Source organism: Enterococcus sp. AZ188, assembly GCF_050544075.1.
Lineage (GTDB): Bacteria > Bacillota > Bacilli > Lactobacillales > Enterococcaceae > Enterococcus_D > Enterococcus_D entomosocium.
Map to the genome: position 1 here is coordinate 2053525 of NZ_CP172943.1, position 20756 is coordinate 2074280.

General features: G+C 41.9%; 14 protein-coding genes. 3 read left to right on the forward strand and 11 right to left on the reverse strand.

Going from position 1 to position 20756, the window contains the following annotated elements:
- Positions 1–134 precede the first annotated feature (134 nt).
- Positions 135–1067, reverse strand: coding sequence for a thioredoxin-disulfide reductase (gene trxB, locus IGI86_RS09655; RefSeq protein WP_008378419.1), 933 nt, complete (start codon positions 1065–1067; stop codon positions 135–137).
- Positions 1068–1252: 185 nt separating this feature from the next.
- On the opposite strand from trxB, the gene IGI86_RS09660 reads away from it, so the two are divergent.
- On the forward strand, positions 1253–2638 hold the full coding sequence (locus tag IGI86_RS09660) for an MATE family efflux transporter (RefSeq protein ID WP_008378420.1): 1386 nt from the start codon (positions 1253–1255) through the stop codon (positions 2636–2638).
- Between the two features lie 153 nt (positions 2639–2791).
- Positions 2792–3262: a glutathione peroxidase gene (locus IGI86_RS09665; protein WP_008378422.1), complete on the forward strand. Its 471-nt coding sequence runs from the start codon at positions 2792–2794 to the stop codon at positions 3260–3262.
- Between the two features lie 231 nt (positions 3263–3493).
- Here IGI86_RS09665 and IGI86_RS09670 read toward each other — a convergent pair whose 3' ends face one another.
- Both IGI86_RS09670 and IGI86_RS09675 read right to left on the reverse strand, forming a co-directional pair.
- Positions 3494–4927: a 6-phospho-beta-glucosidase gene (locus tag IGI86_RS09670; protein ID WP_430617232.1), complete on the reverse strand. Its 1434-nt coding sequence runs from the start codon at positions 4925–4927 to the stop codon at positions 3494–3496.
- A 20-nt stretch (positions 4928–4947) separates the two neighbouring features.
- Entirely contained in the window at positions 4948–6339 is a 1392-nt protein-coding gene (locus IGI86_RS09675) for a 6-phospho-beta-glucosidase (protein WP_008378426.1), read from the reverse strand.
- 260 nt (positions 6340–6599) lie between these two features.
- Here IGI86_RS09675 and IGI86_RS09680 point away from each other — a divergent pair, with 260 nt between their 5' ends.
- The gene (locus IGI86_RS09680) at positions 6600–7520 is read left to right on the forward strand and encodes a MurR/RpiR family transcriptional regulator (RefSeq protein ID WP_005235454.1); all 921 of its coding nucleotides are present in this window, start codon (positions 6600–6602) and stop codon (positions 7518–7520) included.
- Between the two features lie 76 nt (positions 7521–7596).
- Here the strand turns inward: IGI86_RS09680 and IGI86_RS09685 are convergent, their stop codons facing one another.
- The 8 genes from IGI86_RS09685 to IGI86_RS09720 form a co-directional block, all read right to left on the reverse strand.
- Positions 7597–9516 (reverse strand): beta-glucoside-specific PTS transporter subunit IIABC, encoded by a 1920-nt coding sequence (locus IGI86_RS09685; protein ID WP_430617233.1) that lies wholly within the window; start codon positions 9514–9516, stop codon positions 7597–7599.
- 197 nt (positions 9517–9713) lie between these two features.
- The gene (licT, locus tag IGI86_RS09690) at positions 9714–10556 is read right to left on the reverse strand and encodes a BglG family transcription antiterminator LicT (protein ID WP_005235451.1); all 843 of its coding nucleotides are present in this window, start codon (positions 10554–10556) and stop codon (positions 9714–9716) included.
- Between the two features lie 414 nt (positions 10557–10970).
- Positions 10971–12080, reverse strand: coding sequence for a LacI family DNA-binding transcriptional regulator (locus IGI86_RS09695; RefSeq protein ID WP_005235448.1), 1110 nt, complete (start codon positions 12078–12080; stop codon positions 10971–10973).
- Positions 12081–12228: 148 nt separating this feature from the next.
- Positions 12229–12963 carry a hypothetical protein gene (locus IGI86_RS09700; RefSeq protein WP_005235446.1) on the reverse strand — a complete coding sequence of 245 codons (735 nt, stop codon included), beginning with the start codon at positions 12961–12963 and terminating at the stop codon, positions 12229–12231.
- Positions 12960–15089 carry a hydantoinase/oxoprolinase family protein gene (locus tag IGI86_RS09705; protein ID WP_016612222.1) on the reverse strand — a complete coding sequence of 710 codons (2130 nt, stop codon included), beginning with the start codon at positions 15087–15089 and terminating at the stop codon, positions 12960–12962. Before IGI86_RS09705 ends, IGI86_RS09700 begins: the two co-directional genes overlap by 4 nt.
- Before the next feature lie 62 nt (positions 15090–15151).
- Positions 15152–16504: an SLC13 family permease gene (locus IGI86_RS09710; RefSeq protein WP_008378434.1), complete on the reverse strand. Its 1353-nt coding sequence runs from the start codon at positions 16502–16504 to the stop codon at positions 15152–15154.
- Between the two features lie 644 nt (positions 16505–17148).
- Entirely contained in the window at positions 17149–18924 is a 1776-nt protein-coding gene (locus IGI86_RS09715) for an ABC transporter ATP-binding protein (protein WP_008378435.1), read from the reverse strand.
- A complete protein-coding gene (locus IGI86_RS09720; protein WP_430617234.1) occupies positions 18924–20672 on the reverse strand; it encodes an ABC transporter ATP-binding protein in 1749 nt (582 codons plus the stop codon). Before IGI86_RS09720 ends, IGI86_RS09715 begins: the two co-directional genes overlap by 1 nt.
- Positions 20673–20756: the final 84 nt, after the last annotated feature.

Consider the following 20756-nt stretch of genomic DNA (forward strand, 5'->3'; position numbering starts at 1 on the left):
CTTTTTCCGTTAAAATGCTCTAAAATTAGTATAACACTACTTACAGATTTCTCAAAGAATAACCAAACGAAAAATAAAAACAGCTGCTATCAAAAGTGATTGACACTTTAAAAATAACAGCTGATTCCATTAAACTATTTCGTTAATTGAGCATCCTTTTGTGTTTCAATAAAATCAAACACTTGTTGACCAGCAATACTGCCATCGCCGACTGCCGTCGTGATTTGACGCAAGCCTTTTTCACGAACATCGCCAACCGCGTAAACACCAGGAATTGAAGTTTCCATCTGCTCATTGGTTAAAATCCAGCCAGCATCATTCGTGATACCGCTGGCTTTGAATGGTTCTGTCAACGGATCTAAACCAACATAGATAAAGACACCGCCAGCAGCTTCTTCTGTCACTTCATCCGTTTTTACGTTTCTGATTTGCACGCCAGTCACGACCATCTCATTGCCTTTGATTTCTTCAACAACAGAATCCCAAATAAAAGAGATTTTCTCGTTGGCAAATGCGCGATCTTGAATGATTTTTTGTGCTCGTAATTCGTCACGACGGTGAACGATCGTTACTTCGGAAGCAAATTGTGTTAAGTAGATAGCTTCTTCGACTGCCGAGTCGCCTCCGCCAACAACAATCAAGCGTTTGTTACGGAAAAAGGCACCGTCACAAACCGCACAGTATGAAACACCGCGTCCCGCGAATTCTTCTTCGCCTTTGACGCCTAACTTTCTATGTACGCATCCTGTGGCAATGATGATTGTTTTCCCTTGATAGGTTTTGTCTTCGGTGGCAACTTCTTTGAATTCACCTTGATCCGTGATGCTCTGAACGATCCCATAGGCATTTTCAACACCAAATTTAATGGCACCTTCATACATTTTAAATGCTAATTCAGGGCCTAAGATTGATTCGTATCCTGGGTAGTTTTCAACTTCAGCCGTATTGTTCATTTGACCGCCAGGTGCGCCTCGTTCAATCATTAGTACTGATAAATTCGATCTTGACGCATAAAGCGCTGCTGTCATCCCCGCAGGGCCTGCGCCGATGATAATTACATCATACATATATTTCCCTCCAATTTGGACTACCCATACTTTACTTTCAAAAGCAAATTCTATCAACTCATCTGCTTACAAAAAATAATAAGATATTCCTGCTTTTACTTTTGAAAATTACATTGACTTTCTTTTCAATTTTTGTAAAATTTTCACGATACGTCTATTATATAGAAAATAAGGAGTCCTTACAATTGAATAAGAAAAAACTTTTAGGAAAATCAGACCGTGAACTGCTTTTCCTCAGCTGGCCGATTTTTGTTGAGCTATTTTTGCGGGTCGTTATTGGGAATGTCAACGTTTGGATGATTTCTCATTACTCCGAGCCAGCAGTAGCGGCCGTCAGTGCTGCCAATCAACTATTGAATTTAACGGTCTTTATTTACGGTTTCATCACCGTGGGTACTCAGATCATTATCGCACAATTGATTGGTGCGAAAAAACGCGACCAGATACCGAAAGTCATCAATACCGCTCTTTTTGGCTCATTGTTCATCGGGATTTTGATCAGCTTAATGTTCCTTTTCGGCTCAACCTATCTCCTTCGTTTCATGGGATTGGATGCTGAATTAGTTGCTTTAGGTCATGGATACTTACAAGTGTATGGGGGAAGTCTGTTCCTTTCATCGATCACGGCGGTCATAATTGCTGTCATGCGTAGCCACAGTTTCACAAAACCTGCGTTATTGGTGCCGATGTTTGCTAGTATCCTAGCCGTCATTGGGAATTACTTTGTCTTATATAGCCCCTTTGGTTTACCGAATTTTGGTGTGACCGGATTGGCATTTTCTAGCGTCTTTGGTAATTCGATTGGTTTAATAATTGCCGCAATGTTGCTGAAGAAGCATGTGAATTTTTCTGTTTTATCCGCCCGTTTCTCGAATGTCTCTTGGGGTGTGATGAAAAACATTTTGACTTACGGATTGCCTTCTTCTGGCGAGTCTCTTTCCTATCAGGGAGCGCAAGTCGTAGTGACGATGATCGTGGCTCAACTTGGTGCCAGCGTCTTGATTGCAAAATCTTACGTAACAGCTATCACCCAATTTGTTTATTTGATTGCCTCCGCATTGAGTCAAGGGAATCAAATCATGATTGGCCGCAATGTCGGTGCTGGAGAATACGATCGCGCGCATCAGCGAGGCATGCGCACGATGGTGATCGGGATCATTGCCTCGGTAACGATCTGTTTATTGACTTACTTGTTTATTGAGCCAATCATGGGAATCTTTACCACCAACGCGGAAGTGATCGAGATTGCCAAAGGTGTCTTTTTGGTAGAGATCGTTTTAGAAACGGCGCGTGCAGTCAATATGATCCTTGTGGGTTCCTTAAATGCAAGTGGCGATGTGAAGTTCCCATTGATCTGTAGTCTAGTTGTTCTATGGGTCATCAGCTTACCGTTTTCCTATTCACTGGCGATCGTCTTTAAATTCGGCTTGATCGGCGTTTGGATCGCTTATGCCATTGACGAAGCATTGCGCAGCGTCTTAATGATTTATCGTTGGCACTCCGGTGTATGGAAAACTAAATCTGTCGTTCATCCACAAGAAACAGAACCCGAAGTATTGCCAGAAGCATAATTAAAGTCCAGCGGTCTCGGTGACTGCTGGACTTTTTTGTTTTCCATAAAAAATAAAATGCGCCAAGAAGTTTGCTTGGTTTTTTTGAAGTCTTTGCTCTATACTTGTCTCAGAAGCTATCGACTACGATTTACATTAAAAGGAGCGTTTGCTATGTCAATCTATGACTACCAAGCAACATTGGAAAATGGCGAAACTTATTCGCTAGCAAAATACGAAGGTCAACCGCTAGTGATCGTCAATACAGCTACGAAGTGTGGTTTGAGCCCGCAGTTCAAAGAATTACAAGGTCTTTATGAAACTTATAAAGACCAAGGATTGGTCGTTTTAGGGTTTCCTTCTGATCAGTTCAAACAAGAAGTCGGGTCAGCCGAAGAAGCCGCAGCCTCTTGCCGAACCACCTATGGTGTCGACTTTCCGATGCACAAGTTAACAGTGATCAATGGAAAAGACGCGGATCCCTTGTTTCGCTATTTGGAAGAAGAAGCACCTGGCACGCTAGGAAAAGCCATTAAATGGAATTTCACGAAATTCTTGGTGGATCGCCAAGGTAAAGTCGTTGAGCGTTTCGCTCCCCAGACAAATCCTCAAAAAATGATTCCAGAAATTGAAAAAGTTCTTTAAAAAACAGAGAAAGGCGATTTTGAGGACAAAACATGTCATCCTTAAGGTCACCTTTTTGTGATTGCTGCAACATAAACATTATACAACAATCACATTGGCGCTTGTCAAAATATCTGAATGTCTATTTCTTCTTAAAGAAACCATTCGTTACAAAGATTTCAAAAAGACTTTAAAAAAACTGCAGTTGATCCCCTTTGATTTCTCAACGGGATCAACTGCAGCTTCTTTTGATTAGTTATTCGATAAATCTTCACCATTTGAAGCAATCACTTGTTTGTACCAATCAAATGATTTTTTCTTTGTTCGTTTCAAGGTGCCGTTTCCTTCATTGTCACGGTCCACATAAATGAAACCATAGCGTTTTTTCATTTCACCTGTTCCAGCTGAAACTAAATCGATACAACCCCAAGTCGTGTAACCCAATATGTCGACACCATCTTGTTCAACCGCATCTTTCATTGCTTGGATATGCTCTGCCAAATATTGGATGCGGTAATCATCTTCCACATAGCCATCTGCATCTGGTGTATCCACAGCGCCTAGACCATTTTCAACGATAAACAATGGTTTTTGGTAACGGTCATAAATGTCATTCATTGTAATCCGCAAACCAAGTGGATCAATTTGCCAACCCCACTCACTTGCTTCCAAGTATGGGTTTTTCACAGAGGCAAAAATGTTGCCAGCCGTTTGTTCTAACAATTCAGCGTCCGTTGTTGATACGCGTGAAGAATAGTAAGAGAAAGAAATAAAGTCTACGGTGTGAGCTTTCAACAGCTCAAGGTCGCCTTCTTCCATTTTGATTTCGATCCCATTGCGTTCCATTTCTTTCAGCGCATATTGTGGATATTCCCCACGTGATTGAACATCAATAAAGAAATAGTTTTCGCGATCTGCTTTGCGTGATTCCCAGACATCTTCTGGTTTGCTTGTATATGGATAGTACGCGCCAGCAGCCAGCATACAACCTACTTTGTTTTCAGGATCAACTTCGTGAGCGATTTTCGTTGCGATTGCGGATGCCAACAACTCGTGATGAGCCGCTTGATATTTCACTTGCTCAACGTTATCGCCTTCTTCAAAATAAAGTCCCGCTCCCATAAATGGCGCATGTAGAATCATGTTGATTTCGTTGAAGGTCAACCAGTATTTTACTAATCCTTTGTAGCGGTTGAAAATCACGTTACACAAGTTTTCATAGAATCCGACTAATTCACGAGAACGCCATGCTCCGTATTTTTCAACTAAATGCATTGGGCAATCAAAGTGAGTGATCGTTACTAATGGTTCGATCCCATATTTGTGGCATTCTTTGAAAAGATCTTCATAGAACTTCAAGCCGTCTTCATTTGGTTCTGTTTCATCCCCTTTAGGGAAAATCCGACTCCAAGCGATCGACAAACGGTAGGTTTTAAAGCCCATTTCGCCAAATAGCGCGATGTCTTCTTTGTAGCGATGATACATATCGATCGCTTCTTTTGCTGGGTAGAAATGTTCGTCATCAAAATCGAACATTTTCATTTGACCAGTAATGACTGGAAAACGATCTTTGCCGATCGGTACCACGTCAACGTTTGCCAAGCCGCGTCCGCCTTCTTGGTAGCCTCCTTCACATTGATTGGCAGCTGTTGCGCCGCCCCATAAAAAGTCTTTTCTAAATGCCATGTTTCTTTCCTACTTTCTCTTTATTTAACTAGTTCGCGATCAAGTTCGCGGGCTACTTCATCTTGTACTTCTACGCCTTCTTTTTCAAGACGTGCGATCGTTTCCTTAAATTTAGGCAAGTGATCTTTGTGGGCAATAAACAGTTCGTCCATGACACGTTTTGCCGTATCACCTGATGGAACCAATGGGTTGATGGTGAAGGCTTGTAATGCGATATTGTAATCCCCCGTCACAGCTGCTTCGATCGTTAATAATTCCATTGCTTTCATTACCTGTAACCAACCTTTTTCAGCTGTCGGTAACTCACCAAAGGCAACATTTCTAGCACCTTGTCCGCCAACGTAAGCTGTTACTTCAACTACGCAATCGGCAGGAAGATCTGGAACGGCGCCTTCATTTTTTGTTGAAACAACGATTTGGGTATTTTTATTGGCATAAATGGAAGCAATCGTTTCACACGCTGCATCTGAGTAATACGCACCACCACGTTTTTGCAGCTGTTCTGGTTTATGATCCAATTCAGGGTCTTTGTACAACTCAAACAATTCGGCTTCGGTTTGTTTCACTTGCTGTGCACGGGTCCCAACAGTCTTGTATTCTTCGATCGCATGATTCAGCATTTCTTCTTGACGATAGTAGTAACGATGATAACCGCAAGGGATCATCTTCATTTGTTCTAGCTGTTCTTTGTAAAATGGAATATCAAAGATATTCTTCGGTAAGCCATTGTCTTCTTCATACATTTTATCAATAATATCCATCGTTACATCGTTGCCGTGTGAATCAGCAACTTTGTGCCAATGGAAGTGATTCAATCCTGCAAATTTGTAGATCAATTCGTCCGGTTCTTTACCGATCAAGGCTGGCTCAATCATGGTTGCCATGACTGGCACATTACACAACCCGATCACTTTGTCCCATTTTCCGTAACGCACGATTGCTTCAGTCACCATGCCGCTTGGATTCGCAAAATTGATCAACCAGGCATCGGGACACAAGCGTTTCATGTCTTCAACAATCTCAAGAATGATTGGAACCGTACGGAACGCTTTGAACATTCCGCCAGGGCCATTGGTTTCTTGACCAATCATGCCATAATAAGCAGGAATTCGTTCATCTTTAATGCGAGCATTCAGCAACCCTACTCGAAATTGGGTCGTAACGAAATCGGCATCCTTTAACGCTTCTTCTCGATCTAGCGTCATGTGGATTTTTACATCATAGGGTGATGCATCCCACATTCGTTGTGCCATCGCACCAACGATTGCTAATTTTTCTTTTCCTGCTTCGATATCTACTAGCCAAATTTCACGAATCGGCAATTCTTCATAGCGTTTGATAAAGCCTTCCATTAACTCCGGGGTATAGCTGCTGCCGCCACCAATGGTTGCAATTTTGATTCCTTTTGTCATTGTATTGCTCCTTTGCTATTTTATTTACATTCTTATTATCATTCATAAAAACATTTGATTCAATGTAAATAGCTTATTTAGAAAAAGCGTTTGCAAATCTCGCTTCTTCTTGCAGATGTTTTGTAAAAAAGATTTACAAAGAGCATCAAATAAGGAATAATTAGGATGTAAACGATTCGCTAGGTACTGAATAAAAACGAATTTTTGTAAAAACGATTTACAAATAATCATAAAAAAATGTAAAAAGGAGCATATATACCATGTTGTTACAAGAAAAAATGCGCCAAATCAAACTAGCACCCGCCGAACGATCGTTGATTGACTATTTATTAGCCAATCCGACCGCGATGGCGGATCAAACCATCAAGGAATTATCTGAAAAAACCTATGTTCATCCTTCTACTTTTATTCGGATTGCCAAAAAATTAGGCTTCAATGGTTGGCTCGACTTAAAAACGGCCTTTGTGGAAGAGCAAACTTATATGAGCAGCCATTTTACCGATGTAGATGCGAACTTCCCTTTTTCCTCCCATGACGGCATTATGACCATCGCCAAAAAGTTGGCAAAGCTTGAACAAACAACGATTGAAGATACGCTTTCCTTGATCCATCATGATGAATTACAAAAAGCGAAACAATCATTGCTCAACGCCAACCATATCAAGATCTTCGCCAGTAATGCCAATACCTTGATTTCTCAAGACTTTGTTTTGAAGATGCGGCGTTTAGGAAAAAACATTCACGTCTGCGACACCTTCGGCGAGAGTGCTTACGAGGCATCTAACTGTACCTCCGATACGACTGCGATCTTGATTTCTTACACCGGTGAAAACAAAATGGTCAAAGAAATCGGGAAGATCCTTGCCGAGCGGCAGGTTTCCATCATTGGCATGACGAGTATCGGGGAGAACTCCTTGGCGAAATTAAGTAATTGTGTTTTGAATATCACGACAAGAGAACGGCTCTACTCAAAGATCGCCAACTTTACGATCAATACGTCCGTTTGCTACTTGCTGGATTTGTTGTACGCAGTCGTCTTTTCGGAGCATTATGAAAAAAACTTGCAGCATTTGATCGATATTGGCATGGCTTATGACAAGCGCCCTACATCATCGACGATAATCGCTGAGCCAACCTACGATAAAAATCTTCATTATAAAGACTCACTGTTTCCCAATTAAATGACTGACAAAAAGCGATCGCTTCACATGGGCGATCGCTTTTAACCTTACGTAGAACTTGTTAGAAAGTTTTTGGCTAAACAAAAGCCGTGATCAAATCATCGGAACAGCCTACCTCACGTTTGTCTGACTCGATGATATCCAAATAATCGGCGGAGTTGGTGACTAACACTGGGGTCTCAATATTAAATCCAGCTTTGATCAATGCATCCTTATCAAAGGTGATCAATTTTTGTCCGCGAGTCACCGTGTCTCCTTGCTTCACATGGGCTTCAAAGTATTCACCGTTTAATTGAACAGTATCTAAACCAATATGGATCAAAAGCTCTAAGCCGTTCTCAGAGATCAACCCAATGGCATGTTTGGTTGGGAACAAGGTCATTACTGTTCCGTCAAAAGGAGCCACAACTTCGCCTTTTGAGGGATGGATCAAGATGCCTTTTCCTAGAATCCCTTGTGCGAAGGCTTCATCTTTTGCACTGCTTAGTGGTGCGATCGTTCCTTCAACAGGGGAAGTGATTACTTCTTTCCGAACAGTCATCGCTGGTTGTCCTTCTGCGATTTCTTCTTCCACCGCATCATCTTTCCAGAAAGCCATCGTCAAACCAAAACCAATCGCTGCAGCGATCAAGATCCCGATGACCGAGAACCACATGCCACTGGCATCGCCTTCTGGAGTGATATAGTTAAAGATTCCAAAGACGCCTAAACCACCAGAGGTATAGCTCGTTGTGCCATTGATCATTAAGAAGGCACCTGCGACCGCCCCACCAATCATTGAGAAGAAAAACGGCATTTTTTTCGGTAACGTGATCCCATAAATTGCTGGTTCTGTTACACCAAAAAGTCCTGAGATAATGGCTGGTGGACATAGAGCTTTTAGTTTTTTATCTTTAAGTTTAAAGTACATAGCCATCACTACCGCTGTTTGGGCAAAGCTGGCACCAAATGATGCTACCAAAATTTGACTGTAGCCGAGCTGTGTCACTTGCATAATGTGTAGTGGCACAACTGACCAATGCAAGCCGAAAATAACCAAGACTTGCCAGAAGAAGCCTAATAACAAACCATAAATCGCTGGAGAGAAGTCCATCAATGCTTCAAATCCTGAGCTTAAAAGATCCGTCAACATACTGATCACAGGTCCAATCACCAAAAAGCCAATTGGCAATGCAATCAATAAAACCAAGAAAGGCACTAAAAATGTTTGGACAACAGACGGAATGATTTTCTTCGCCAATTTTTGAACTTGTGCAGCGAATGCGATGATAAAGATTACTGGAACCACACTACTAGTATATGTCGCACCAACCCACGGAATCCCTAAGAAGGTTTCATACGCTGGCAAGCCTAATAAGCTATAAGGTGCAGCAGCTCCCTCGCCAGCTCCGGCAACAAATGCCGCTTGCAAGGCTGATCCTTGAATCGTCGGATAGCAAAGCGCCGACCCGATCACGATTCCCACCATTGGATTTAAGCGGAATTTTTTTGCTGACGTATACCCTAAAATCACCGGCATAAACATGAAGATCGAATCACCGATCGCATTGAACATCACATAGGTACCAGTCGTTGTTGTATAATCGATCAAACCTGTTGTACCAATAAAAAGCAACAGTGCGTTTAGTCCTTTGATCATCCCAGCCGCACACAAAGCACCTAAGAAGGGTTGGAAGCAGCCGCTCAAAATATCAATCAAACGATCAAACAAGTTGCCACCTGAGGCTGTTTCTTCAGCATCACCACTGATTCCTGCAACATCGATCACTTCTGCATAGACATCTGGCACATGGTTTCCGATAACCACCTGGTATTGACCGCCACTCTTCATGACCGTCACGACACCTTCCATGTTCTTTAAGACTTCATCATTTGCGACGCCTTCATCCTTTAATTTAAAACGCAGGCGTGTGATACAATGCGTCAAGCTATTGATGTTCTCTTTCCCACCGACATTTGCGACAATTTTTTCTGCTAATTCACGATATTTACCCATTTTTGATTCCTCCAATTTTTTTGTATTGAAGGTTTAGCCAACTGAATGTCACTATCCAAAATGTTTCGTCTTTGATATGCTGCTTCTTAACTAGCGGTCCTAAAAATACGTTTTAATAAAAATCATTGCCAAAAAATTATTCTTTCTTCTATATCTTGCACTGAGTAAAACTCCTTCTCCTTTCTTCTTTATTTCAATCAACGATTTTTTTGCACAAGTCTGGCAATATGAATCGTTAAATACAAACTTTCGTCACTGGACATTTGATACTGATATTGATTTTCTAATAGTTCAGCGATTTTTTGTACGCATTGATACGCATTTCGGTACTTCACTTTGACCATAGCCAAAAGATCTTCATCGGTTTCATCCGTATGAGGGGTATGGTTTTGCATTCTTGAGACAAAAAATTTCAAATGCGTAGTGAAGCGATAAAAATAAACGGACTCTTCATCAAAGGTGGTTTTGAAAAAATATTTAACAATGTTAATGATGTCTTGCATCGTTTGGGTTAGCTCAGCAATATTGCCTTGGTCACCATTTTCGGTTTGCGCATTGACCAGATGCAGAGCAATAAAGCCAGCTTCATCATCTGGCAGCTGAATCCCGTAATGTTCTTTGATTTTTTCTACTGTTTTGCAGCCTATTTGGTACTCATCGGGGAAAAAACGCTTGATATCCCACAATAAGACATTTTTGACCGTCATTCCTTTTTTCGATCGTTCAATGGCACAGTGCATATGATCTGTCAGCGAGATGTAGATGGAATCATTGATGGGGGATGACAATTCTCGCCGAGCATACTCAATGATCTCATTGGATAATTCAAGATATTCCAGTGGTAAGTCAGCAAGCAGCTCTTGAAATTGAGATAAGATCGTCTGATTTTCTAAGCGATATACTTTATCGACCGTTTCTGAAGAAATGTCATCTCCCACTTTTTTCTTAAAGGCAATCCCCCGCCCCATAACAATAATCTCGTTTTGACTTTGATCGGTAGTGATCACAACATTATTGTTTAACACTTTACTGATTTTCATGTCCTACCCCCACTTACTTTATCATTGCGGATATGGTTCATTGCTTGTCTTTATTGTTTAGCCAACAGTCAACACAGAAAAAACCTCATGAAAGCAGCGCAAATACCGCAGCTTCATCAGGTTTAGCTTGTTAAAAATCAACAATCACTATCCATTAGAACCAGTTCTATTATCTTTATCATAGCAAAGGCAGAAAGCGCTGTCAATCGTTGTTCGTTATTTTTACTGACACCTAATACGAATCTATTGATCGTTTGTTGAAAACACGAGGGATCAATTTTTATTCGTTCTTATCTTAGATAAAGACAAAACCTTAACGAACGATAAAAAACCGCTCCCCAAAGACTTGACTGATCAGTCTAATGATGGGGAGTCGGCTATTATGTCATTTGCTTCTTGTTTTTTCAAAAAAAGCTAATCATCTTGTTTACGATAATTTTTTTTGATGTAAGGCTGGTTTTCTTGGTTCATACGGATAACGATTTTATCAAAACTATTGTCACTCACTTGTGTCGAACCACTCATTTTGATTTTTGGCTGTACTTCGATCACTTTTGGTTTATACTGCATTTTCCCTTTTGAGATCCGCTTGACTAAAAGTTCAGCAGCTTGCGAACCAATTTCATACGACGGTTTTTCAATCACAGACATTTCATGATGATAAAGTTTGTTCCAGCCTAAATCATCATAGCCCCCGATCGCAACGTCTTCTGGAATCCGCAAGCCCAAGCTATAGATCACATGGATCAATGCAAACATCAACTCACTGTTTTCAGCTAATATTGCTAAACGATAGCCTTGATTTTTTTTCAACAATTCGTTTAGTGATTCCTTACACGCGTCAAATGCCACTTGTGTTTCTTCGATCTCAAATGCTAGTTGCTCAGGATTTCTGACTGCGATTTTAGAACTTTCCAGAAAAAGAGCAAGTTTTTTCTTCCGACTAGGCGTTGTGAGCGGTGGTGTAAAGTAAGCGACTCGATCAAAGCCTTCTGAATAAATACGTTGAATCATCTCGGCCGTCGCTTTTTCATTATCAACGATGACTGTATCAATCATCAATTCTTCGATCGTGCAATCAGCCAGCACGATTTTGACCTTTTGCTCAGTCAAGCTTTTCACGAATGCTTCGTCCTGATTCGACGATAGAATAAGCCCTTCCACTTGACGGTCGATCAACGCTTGGATTTGATCCTGCTGAGAAATATTTTTTTGATCGGTTTCAACAAGAATCACCTGAAAAGATTTTCGTATACAATAATCATTGACGCCTCGAACTAAAGCTGCTACTTCCGGGATCATGATATTGCTGACAACGATGCCGATCAATCCCGTTTTATTGTTTTTCAACCCCTGTGCTAGCGCATTTGGACGGTATTCAAGCTCTGCGATCACTTCTTCGATGCGCTTTTTTGTCTCTGCTGACATAAATTCATATTTGCCATTCAAATATCTAGAAACGGTGGTTTTTGAAACATTTGCTTTTTCTGACACCATCTTAATGGTGATTTTCTCATTTGCCATTCAATCCACGCCTTGCTTTTTGCTGTTGGTCAATTATATCATGGAACCCTTGAAAAATGAACAAGGACCGATTTCGTTCGACACGGACTGTCCTATCTCAATAGTGACAGATCGTAAAGAAGCCGCTAAGTGAGCTATTTTCAAAGAACTAGCCCATTGCTTCAATGTGGCGCATTTCTTGCTGCACGACTTCATATATACTTTTTGAAAAGTCCACTTCCAACGGATAGGAAAGCAAAATATCTAATATTTGAGGCACAAAGTCTGCCTCACACAGTTCTTTTGCAAAAGCCATCGCAGCAATTTCCGAAGCACAACCAACCGTTGACCGGTGCTCGTAGGAAAAAAAGCGCCACAGTGGGATCGTTTTGGTGATATGGTACATCGTGGCACCATGTTGCTCTTCTAAATAGTGAAAAATTTCATGGGCGATCAAGATCCCTCGGACAACTTCTGGTTTAGGCAATATTTGCGAAGATTGAGTCAGCACAGTGTAGGCAGCAATGGGTTCAGTGATCAATTCAATGGAGCGCTCCATGACAAACTGCGCAAAGACCATGCGAAACTTCGTCGGTTTTCCAGATCTTTCCGTAATTGATAAACCAAGCTTATTCGCCAAGTACCAGGCACGATCTGCCTTTTCCTGTTTTTTCAAATCAAACTGGTCGAGCATTTTTTGCGCCCATGTTCTACCACATAAGATGGCTTCTTCAATGATTTCGTTTTTTTCCTCTTCCCTCACTTTATTACGTAGCATCTCGCGGGTAAACTCAAATACTCCCCAACTGAATTCGCTGATGGGCATGAGCTGTTCATACCACTTTTCTAATAATGCCAGATCAACCGTATTTTGCTGTTTTAAGAAAAACCTCTGCTTGATCATAGGGAGTTCGCCGCCAGAATCATCACTTCTTCATTAGAATCTAAAGTCGACATTTCGATATCGATCAACAACATCAATGCCTCCAAATCGTTTACTGAAAAATCCATCACCCGAGGTCCGGCACAAATATAGAAATCTGGACGCAAAATCACTTCTGTCTGATAGATCGCCAAATCATCCCATAGTTGCTCGACTGCTTGCACATAATTCTCCGCGGTGGTTTTGATGACCTTCCCTGAAGCTCGTTGTACTTTAATAAAGCCTTTTTTATCAAGGATTCGAATTGCCGGATTGTCTCCTGTAGAAACACGGGTTCCAAACACATAAAAATGCGAGCTTTTCTCTAAAAGATCAATTTCGTTAGTAGGTAGCCCTAAATCGCCCGCTGCTAATTCTTGGGCTTCCTCGACGGTTGCCTCTGCTAAAAGATCCGTCGTCTTGACTTCGGTGGAACCAGTTGCAATGGCTGTGACTTTAGACGTTTGAGGATCGATTTCGATAAAGACTTCCACACTTTCTGGGGTAGCCCCACTCTCAATGGCTTTATTGATAGCCTCTGTTTTGATTGATCGCAAGTCTTCTTTCGAAGGTGAAGGAATAATCCGTTCAACGACATCTCGTACCATCGCTAGGGCGACGCCAATAGAGGAAATCACTTCAGCATTCTCCGGAATCGAATATTTTACGCCCATTTTTTCTGACAAGTAGATAATTAATGACGAAGCGCCGCCGCCAACTCCTACTAATGAAATCTGGCTTTTTTCTAGTTTGTATTTTTCTGCTAAAGCCAAAATGACTGGCTCTAATTTTGCGTAAGAACGCTCCATGATTTGAGTCGCGATATCTTCGATCGTCGTGCCACAATAATCCGCTAATACGCCCATCGCTTTTCGAGCCGCTTCGATATTCCCATAAGAGAAATGTTCCGGTTTGATCAAGCCCAACACGTTTGCTGCACATGAGTTGGTGATGGTTACCCGATCACCATTATCAAATTTGATTGCAACATAATCTGCAGGATCGCCTTCTTTCGGACTAAAGAATTCCACCGTTCCTCCTGTCCAGTTGATTGGATCAGAGTAAACTGCGTAGTCAAGACCGGCAATATGTGCAGAACGAGGTCCTACATCTACCACTCCATTAGCAGTTGCGCGAATCATGGACCCCCCTGCACAGCCCGTGATTCGTACATCCAAACTGGAAATGTATGTTTCATGTCCGCCAACGACAGAATAGTCGATCGCTGGCCGTCCGTTTTTAATGACACCGATATTGGTGGTTGTGCCGCCTACTTCAAAATACACGCCATTTGATGCTCGTAAATACATCAGTGAACCCATTACTGAAGCTGCCGGACCCGAGAGCATGGTCAGAACTGGCCGCTTTTTCATCTCAGCAATCTCCATAACCCCACCATCGCCTCTCATGATCATTAAGGGTACATCTACACCAGACTCCTTCACAGAGACTTCCGTGGAATTTGCGACAGATAACATTTTAGGTAAAATACTTGCATTGATAGTGGCAGTTCGTGTCCTTCTGGTCAATCCGTAAAGTTTCGTGATATCTGAAGCAACAGTACATGGAATTCCTTTTTCTGTACAAACTTCCATCACTAGATTCTCAGCATCATTATTATCTACACCAAAAGCCATACTAGCGACGATCACTTCTGATCCTTGCCTCACTAGATCATCGATCATTTCTTCAACACTCGCTTTATTCATTCCTTTGAGTTTTGAGAAGGCATTGATGATCTTAATGGATCGCTGATTCCCTAGAACGATATCGGCAATTTTTAATTGACGCTTTGCCAGAAATCCTTCGAAACCACCACGAGCCATACCGAAAACACCAATGTCAGCCACATCCCCTTCAATCAAAGCGTTCGTGGCTTGGGTGGTTGAATGAGCAACAAAAATCACACTTTTTGGGTCAATATCATTTTCTTTCATACAATTTTGAAAACTCTCGACAACGCCAGCAGCTACCCCCCGTTCATGATCATGAGTGGTCTTCACGCTGGATTTTCCTATGATCTCGTGAGTCAGATTATCGATAGCGACAGCTTTTGTATGGGTACCGCCTACATCGATCCCCATTCTAACTTTTCTTAATTCACTCATTTCCACTTTCCTCCTACATCCATAGTTGCATGATTTATTGATTAGCTACGTTCTTTCATCGACTAGTTATTCAAACCGAACAAAATGAGCGCAATGATACACAGGATCGCACTAGAAAGCCACCCAGCTGGTATCGAAAACTTCATGAAATCTTTAGAACCAACTTTATGATGTCCTAGCCCCCATGCTACCCATGACTGAGTAATATCCAAATGCTGAGGAGCGATCGTGACCACAGCGAAAAGTGGAAAAATGAATGCCAGATCCCAATTTGTGGCAGCTAAGATCACTGCCGCTACTGCGCCTCCTGATCCGACTAAGTTCAAAGGACCGCGGAAGAAACCAAGGGGCGCTAAGATGGCAAATAAGATCGCAAGAGCCACGGTACTATGAGGAACTAGACCGCCAACGATTGGTTCAAAGAAAGGAACCGCTAGACTTGCAGCTGAATTAAACATAGCCAGTACTAATAAGAAACCTACCAGGGGCGCAACATCGACAGCACCATCTGCAAATTGTTTAGCTAACATGCGGCAAATATTCACGAAACCACCTTTTAATTTTCCGCAAGTCAGTAAGGCGTACAAAGCTGCGAGAATAAATGCTGGAATAATAGGAAATTCAGCAAACACAACGAGTAAGACTGGTGCGATCACAGCTACCCAAGAATACCAAGGAGCATCGCCTGAAGTTGCGCCAGGTGTGGAAGCCCACGCTTTGACTTTTGATGATTTCGCACGACTTAAAGCAATATTGGCAAAAACCAATGTCACAAGTAAGGAAACGACTAGTGCAATCATGCCGAATGTGAAATAATCGGAAAACCCATATTCCATCATGGATTGACTTCCGTCAGGTTGTAATGCCGCTAAAATACCTTGGTATTGCACAAAATTTGTTACATTGGCAAAAATTCCCGCCATGATGGAACCCATAAAAGCGAATAAAGCGATCGCTGTTGGAATACCCAACGCTTGCAAAATTGGCATAACGATCACTGCGATAGAGATTACAGGACCAATGCCCGTCATGGATGTGAAACATAAAGCAGTAACAGTACATAAAAGGGTCATGGTGATCCGTGGTTTATCCCCACCAAGCTCAACAACCTTGCGAATCAGCGTTGCTGCGATCCCTGTATCCATCAAAATCCGACCAAAGAAGGAACCGAAGAAAATATTGACCAGAATCGAACTAGCAAAACCGGCGGGTCCTGTTTGATAAATATTTGTGATCGTATCGACAAAATTCAAAGCTGTTAAATCCGGACTCAACGCATTGCCAATAAAAGCTAAAACGGTCCAAAGTGTTGCCATAACGAAGAAACCCACCATCAGGTTGAACCCTTTGACGCAGTACCAAACCATTCCTAAGAAAGAAACGATCATTAAAATACCAATTATAATTTCTACCATAAATTTTCCCTCATCTTTCCATTTGAACTTTTTTTGTTCATACATCGTGTTGCCTATTCTCGCTGAATGCGACCTTTATCATGAAATAATCGGCTAGACTTGTGACCATTTCCCACGTTTGCTTCCCTCCTCTTTTTTGTTAACCGTTTTAGTTAACCGGTTAACAAAAATTTTAAAAAAATAAAACAACGAATAATATCTCGTGTTTATCCACTATCTTTAAGCTTCCACTCGATTCTCCTTCGATCCCTTCTCGATGGGGAGCTGCCACTATTCAAATCAACCTCCATATTCCACTCTCGTCGGTTGGGCTCTTCGTAAAAGATAGGCTCAGGATGCTTGCCTTTTGCTTAGAGCCGCTTCCCTCCTGTTTCTCCTCTATGATTCGATCCTCTTGTTTGCACAACATTTCACATAAGGCTCCTCTGACGCTCGCCTGACCGAGCGTAATTACTAGTCTAAACCGAAAAGGATCCTAACCGATTAATCATTTGTTTGACTAGGTGCTAGTTGTTTTAATGTCTACATGATAGCAAAGGGTGAAAACGCTGTCAATCACAAATAGAAATTTTTGCTTCATTTGTTCAATTTATACAAAATAGACCTTAAAATACCTACGTGGTATTTTAAGGTCTATTGGCCGTTTAAACTTCACTTGCCTGCAAACGGTACATATCGGCATACAACCCTTTTTGAGCCAAAAGTTCATCATGGGTGCCTCGTTCGACGATCGAGCCTTTATCAAGCACCAAAATCAACTCAGCATCGCGAATGGTAGACAATCGATGGGCGATCGCGATCGTGGTTCGCCCTTGACGCATATTTGCCAAGCCTTCTTGGATCAGTCCTTCTGTTTCAGTATCGATATTGGCAGTCGCCTCATCCAAGACCAGCACTTTCGGATCGGTCACCATCGTTCGGGCAAAGGAAATCAATTGCCGTTGCCCGCTTGAATAACTGGCACCCCGTTCAATCACTTTGGCGTGGTATTTACCAGGTAGTTTTTGAATAAAGGCATCTGCTTGAACAAATTTTGCTGCTGCTTCGATCTGTTCTTCACGAATGTCCTGATTCAATAAGCGGATATTGTCAGCGATGTCCCCATAAAACATGAAAGCATCTTGCAATACGAGTCCAACTTTTTTCCGAAGCTCTTCCATCGTGAAGTCGCGGATATCTTGATCATCGATCAAAATTTGCCCTTCCCCAAATTCGTAAAAACGCATCAACACATTGATGATCGAGCTCTTGCCACTTCCTGTGTGACCGACTAGAGCCACGGTCTCACCTGGATAGGCGATGAAAGAAATATGATTCAATACGTTGTTTTTTCCATCATAGGAAAAACTGACATCGCGAAATTCAATTTTTCCTTTGGTGATGGTTTGACTGGCATCGGAATTTTGCTGCGGCGTATATTCTTCGTTATCCATAATCTTCAAAATCCGGCTGCCGGCTACCATCCCATCAGTAAAGACGCTGAGAAAATCCATCATCTGTGTCATTGGATTAAAGAATCCTTGAATATAGGTCGTAAAGGCGAAAATTAACCCAACTTCAATCGGCGATTCTAAAGCATCAAACCCAAAGAGCGTCAATGACAAGGCGATCGCTAAGGCATACAACAAACTAATGATTGGTGATAGTAGCAGCGCATTCGTGCGGATCATAGCGTATCTGGTTTTCAAATAATCATCGTTGGTCGCTTCGAATTCTTCATTCAGCCGCGCCTCTTGACGGAATTGCTGAATGATCTGCATACCAGAAATCGATTCATTCAATTTCGTATTCAGCTGACTCAGTTTTTCCCGCATTTGACGATAGATACGAGAGCTGAATTTTTGATAATACCAGATGACTACCATTAGGATTGGCAGAAAAATCAAGTTTAGTAAGGCAATTTTGACGTTGATGCGGAACATGGCGGCAAAAGAAGAAACCACCGCAAAAATTCCTGTCAATACCATCAAGAAGACATACCAAAATTCATACAATGTTTCTGTGTCGTTGCTGACCCGTGAAACGATCGAACCCGCTGGCGTCTGATCGAAATAGCGCATCCCAAGACTATGCAATTTTTCAAATAATTTTGCTCGAATATATTGATAGGTTTTTAAAGAACCCATTGAATAAAGGAACCATTGGAAAAACCAAATCACGGCTTTTACCAACACCCCAAAGAAATACAACGCAGCAAAGAAATAAATGACTTGCTGGGTCGCCGTCTGATTGGTCAAATAATTATCCATAAAGGTTTGAATGATCAAAGGCAACAAGATATTGACGATCGATAGCACAAAAGCAAAAAAGATCGCTGCATAGAAGGTTTTCCGAAATGGTTTGGCAAAAAGAAACATTCGTTTGATGATGTTTTTTTGCTCTTTAAAGGGAATCGATTTGCTCCATTCTGATTCTTGCATTAGGCTTCACTCCCTTCGATTTTGGCTTCTAGTTGCTGCTTGTCCCACATTTTTTTATACCAGCCATTTGCAGCCAATAATTGTTCATGGGTCCCACGTTCACTGATTTTCCCATTGTCAATCACGAGAATTTCTTCTGCGTGCTTGACACTGCTTAGGCGGTGGGCAGCAATGATCGTTGTTTTATTCTGACGGAATGTCCGTAATTGTTGTAAAATAGCTTCTTCCGTTTTTGCATCTACTGCTGAAAGGGCGTCATCTAAAATCAATAATTCTGGATCAGTGATCAAGGCACGGGCAATTGATAAACGCTGTTTTTGTCCGCCAGAAAGAGAAACACCTCGTTCCCCCACCATCGTTTCGTACCCTTCAGGAAACTGACTGATATCCTCGTGGATCACTGCTAATCTAGCAGCCGCTTCAACTTCTGCTTGAGAAGCCCGTGGTTGCGCGAAGCGGATATTGTCTCGAATCGTCATGGAAAATAAGAAATGATCTTGCGGAACATAACCGATCGAACCCAAAAGAGCATTCAAAGAGTATTGCTTGCTGTCGATGCCCCCGAAGGTGATCGCCCCATCAAATGAATCATACTCTCGCAACAAGAGCTTCATCAAAGAGGTTTTTCCTGCACCAGTTTTCCCGACCACACCAAGTGTTTGCCCGGCAGGCAAAGTAAAGTGGATGTCTTGCAGGGCAAAATCATCTCCTTGATAGTGAAACTCATTGATTTGAACGTTCACCGTTCCTTGGGCTGGGGTATCGACCGCATCTTTGGCTTCAATGATATGGGTCTTTGCCGCCAATAATTCGGCAACCCGATCATAACTTGCATTGCCTCGTTCCAGCACATTGAACAGGCGTCCGATGGCAAACATTGGCCAAACTAACATACCGATATAACTGATGAAAGATACCAATTGACCGATCGAGATAGTACCGTCCATGACATAATTGCCGCCAAAGATGATCGTCATCACATAGGAGATTCCAATGATGATCGTAATAAACGGATCAAATAAGGCATCCAGAAAATTGACTTTGCGGTTTTTGATGATGGCATGATCGATTTTGGTTTGAAAATCAGCGATGTCCTCTTTTTCCTGTCCAAAGGTTTTGATGACTTTCATCCCAGTAATACTTTCTTGGGCTTTGTCGTTGATGGAAGAAAATGCTTCTTGTGAGTCACGAAACGCATCATGCAATTTGCTGCCAAGAACTCGTGCCATGACTGCTAAGAATGGTAGCGGCAACAAAGCAATCAACGTTAAACGCCAATCAATAAAGAGAACCATCGCAATGATGGTTGCCCCTCCCGAGATGAAGGAATCGGCAAAGGTTAAGATCCCCGCCCCTGCCACATTTTGGATGGCATTCAAGTCATTGGTGGCATGGGCCATCAAATCACCTGTCCGATGCTTTTGATAAAACAACTGATCCATCCTTGTAAAATGTGCAAATAGCTGTCTGCGTAACGTTTTTTCTAGCCGAGCAGCACTGCCCCAGATATGCGTCCGCCAGACGAAACGGAACACGTATTGAGCGATAGCTGAAGCAATCAAGATCATGACCCAAAAAAAGATCGTCTGCATCGAGATCTCTTTTTCCGCAATCTCATCGATGATGATCCCAATAACTTTTGGGGGTGCCAACTGTACCAAGGCGACTAGGACTAAAGAGCCTACGCCTAACAAATAATGTTTCTTTTCTTGTTTAAAAAACCAACCTAACTTCCTAAATATTGACATAACACTCTCCATTTCTTTGTGACCTGTTGCCTAAATTTTGCGATTTTTCCGAATATTTATTAGATTCAGATTCGATTGCTACCC

Excerpts from the sequence above, each read along its gene's own strand:
- IGI86_RS09695 (WP_005235448.1), bottom strand. The coding sequence starts at position 12,080 with ATGGCAAATGAGAAAATCACCATTAAGATGGTGTCAGAAAAAGCAAAT.
- IGI86_RS09670 (WP_430617232.1), bottom strand. The coding sequence starts at position 4,927 with ATGGCATTTAGAAAAGACTTTTTATGGGGCGGCGCAACAGCTGCCAAT.
- IGI86_RS09715 (WP_008378435.1), bottom strand. The coding sequence starts at position 18,924 with ATGCAAGAATCAGAATGGAGCAAATCGATTCCCTTTAAAGAGCAAAAA.
- IGI86_RS09720 (WP_430617234.1), bottom strand. The coding sequence starts at position 20,672 with ATGTCAATATTTAGGAAGTTAGGTTGGTTTTTTAAACAAGAAAAGAAA.
- IGI86_RS09675 (WP_008378426.1), bottom strand. The coding sequence starts at position 6,339 with ATGACAAAAGGAATCAAAATTGCAACCATTGGTGGCGGCAGCAGCTAT.
- IGI86_RS09680 (WP_005235454.1), top strand. The coding sequence starts at position 6,600 with ATGTTGTTACAAGAAAAAATGCGCCAAATCAAACTAGCACCCGCCGAA.
- IGI86_RS09685 (WP_430617233.1), bottom strand. The coding sequence starts at position 9,516 with ATGGGTAAATATCGTGAATTAGCAGAAAAAATTGTCGCAAATGTCGGT.
- licT (WP_005235451.1), bottom strand. The coding sequence starts at position 10,556 with ATGAAAATCAGTAAAGTGTTAAACAATAATGTTGTGATCACTACCGAT.
- IGI86_RS09665 (WP_008378422.1), top strand. The coding sequence starts at position 2,792 with ATGTCAATCTATGACTACCAAGCAACATTGGAAAATGGCGAAACTTAT.
- IGI86_RS09700 (WP_005235446.1), bottom strand. The coding sequence starts at position 12,963 with ATGATCAAGCAGAGGTTTTTCTTAAAACAGCAAAATACGGTTGATCTG.
- trxB (WP_008378419.1), bottom strand. The coding sequence starts at position 1,067 with ATGTATGATGTAATTATCATCGGCGCAGGCCCTGCGGGGATGACAGCA.
- IGI86_RS09705 (WP_016612222.1), bottom strand. The coding sequence starts at position 15,089 with ATGAGTGAATTAAGAAAAGTTAGAATGGGGATCGATGTAGGCGGTACC.
- IGI86_RS09710 (WP_008378434.1), bottom strand. The coding sequence starts at position 16,504 with ATGGTAGAAATTATAATTGGTATTTTAATGATCGTTTCTTTCTTAGGA.